The organism is Mesorhizobium vachelliae, from assembly GCF_033977325.1.
GTDB classification, from domain to species: Bacteria; Pseudomonadota; Alphaproteobacteria; order Rhizobiales; family Rhizobiaceae; genus Mesorhizobium; species Mesorhizobium vachelliae.
Genome location: NZ_JAVIIR010000056.1, coordinates 1 through 2130, shown reverse-complemented (window position 1 = coordinate 2130; position 2130 = coordinate 1). Strand labels below are relative to the sequence as shown.

Annotated in this window: 1 protein-coding gene and 1 pseudogene; one reads left to right on the top strand and one right to left on the bottom strand. The window is 60.7% G+C overall.

Annotated elements, in window-relative coordinates; translation table 11 throughout:
* Positions 1 to 395: 395 nt before the first annotated feature.
* A complete protein-coding gene (locus RFM41_RS33935) occupies positions 396 to 734 on the bottom strand; it encodes a hypothetical protein (protein WP_320253504.1) in 339 nt (112 codons plus the stop codon).
* 404 nt (positions 735 to 1138) lie between these two features.
* Between RFM41_RS33935 and RFM41_RS34380 the strand changes: the two are divergent.
* Positions 1139 to 1848, top strand: a pseudogene (locus RFM41_RS34380) (IS110 family RNA-guided transposase); the annotation flags it as partial.
* Between the last annotated feature and the right edge of the window lie 282 nt (positions 1849 to 2130).

Below are 2130 nucleotides of genomic sequence, written 5' to 3'. Positions count from 1 at the left end.
TCACGGAGCCGCCGGCGAACCACGCTGTAAAGCTTGTCGAGCTTGCGATAGGGTGCGCGCGTGCGCTGGAAGATTTCTCTGGCGTCCGTCATGGGCCGCCCGGAACGCAGATAGGCGAGCACCGCTTCGCCGACCAGCTCCATCAGTGGCAGGATGTGCTGGCTCGCGTCTTGTGGTGGCGAACATGGATGGCTTCCGTCCGCCAGTCGATGTCCTCGATCTGCAGATTGCGGATTTCACCAGACCGTAGCCCATATGTTGCAAGGAGTTGCAGGGATCGCATGGTCCCGCAGCCCCGCCGATGTCTCGTTTCTTCGCGCTCTCGAAACAGCGACTGTCAGATCGCGGTTCAGGACTGACGGTGTACTCCTTCGTACGCATAAGCGACGGGGCTATCACGTGCCCTGACAGGTCCATCGTGACGCGACCTGTGATGTGATGTGGAGGTAGCGCAGCAGCAAGCGAAGCCGCTCTGCTGTATCCTTCAGCGAGCAGCGCGTCAGTTTCGGCGCGCGCAAATCCATATAGCGGTCAACGTCGCTACTGCTGAGGCCCGTCCACCCGTCGATGCCGCCACCGGTCTGCCAAGCAAGGAAGTTGCGGGCTTCCCACATCAACGTTGCGACGCTGGAGCAAGCCAACCCGCGTTCCTCACGCAGCCGGATTTCGTACTCGTCGCAGATTGCATTCGGACCACATCGGCCGCGCAGGTAGGCTCGATAGCTCGTGGCCATTGACCGTGAGCAGCCGCAACAGGGCTCGAATTCCGGAGCGCGGAACCTGGAGCCAGCGCGCGCTGGGACGTCGACCACGCTGCTTTTCGAACAGTACCATCGCATGCTGCAGGTATTGCTCGACCTGCACGTCGATCACGTCCGCGACGGGATGCTCCGATGTACGAGATAATCGAGAAACTCAGACGCGTAGGCGCAGTAGCTCCCACCACGACAGGGCTGTACCGCTGACCGATAAGCGAGGATTTGAGTGCGGCGATCAGGTCGTGACGGCTATTTGACATTGGCAACTCCTCTGTTGGTTGACCCGCAGAGGTTCGGCACGAAATAATGCAAAACAAGCTGATCCGAAAATGGCGAAAATCCGTGAATCATTCCTCCGCATTATGAAGACCTCGTGATTAGTGAAACGGCGCAAGACGGAGGCCGCCGACGTCGAAGCGATCAGCGAAGTCGTCACCCGCAAGACCATGCGTTTCGTTCCGATCAAATCGGCTGATCAACAAGCGGCGGCCATGGTGCTGAGGACGCGCGCCCTTTTGATCCGACAGCAAACTCAGGCGATCAACGCGCTTCGCGGGCATTTGTCGGAGTTGGGGGTTGTTGCCGCCCTCGGCACGGCTATGGCTGCGTTGATCGAGATCGTGCGGGACGAGGAGGACGTTTGCCTGCCAAAAGCCGCTCGATTGGCTTTGGCTGAAATCGCCGATCAGATCGAGGCGCTGACGCGTCAAATCGACAAGCTCGAACGAGGGATCGTCGGCGAGGCGAAGCGCGACCAGGACATGCCACGGCTGACGACAATTCCAGGCGTCGGAGCGATCGCGGCGGCTTCCGTCAAAAGCGCTGATCCCGGATCCCGACGGATTCAAATCCGGCCGTCACTTCGCCCCCTGGCTGAGACTAACGCCAAAGCCCCATTCGAGCGACGGCAAGGAGCAGCTCGGCGGCATATCGAAATGGGCAACCCGACGCTCCGCTCGCTGCTCGTTTGTGGCGCGACGTCGTCGCAATCGCGCTCGCCAACAAGATGGCGAGGATCATCTGGGCGCTGCTCGCCAGGGGCGGGACATATCGAAATACTGGCGCGGCGAGCAGCGCAGCACACGCCTGAGCCGATATGACGACCAGGACGGACTTGCCGACGCGACGCCGGACAGAGGCGAGGTGCAAAATTAGACGATGATCCACGGGACGAAATCCCGAGGAGGAGAGGCCGGCGCGACAATGCGCTTAAAGCGCGTCAGATTGATCAGTCCCTCGCATCGCGAATTTTATCGAGGCCAGCGGTCTTGGACCGCGCGCCGGACATATGACCGCACCGATCCCGCTGGATGAAAAGCGCTTGCCCGCGTGGCCGTTCCACATATGTGGCGCTGCAGCCGATGCCTAATGC

What these genes read in the sequence shown, in the direction of transcription:
- RFM41_RS33935 (WP_320253504.1), bottom strand. Translation starts at nt 734, where the DNA reads ATGGCCACGAGCTATCGAGCCTACCTGCGCGGCCGATGTGGTCCGAAT.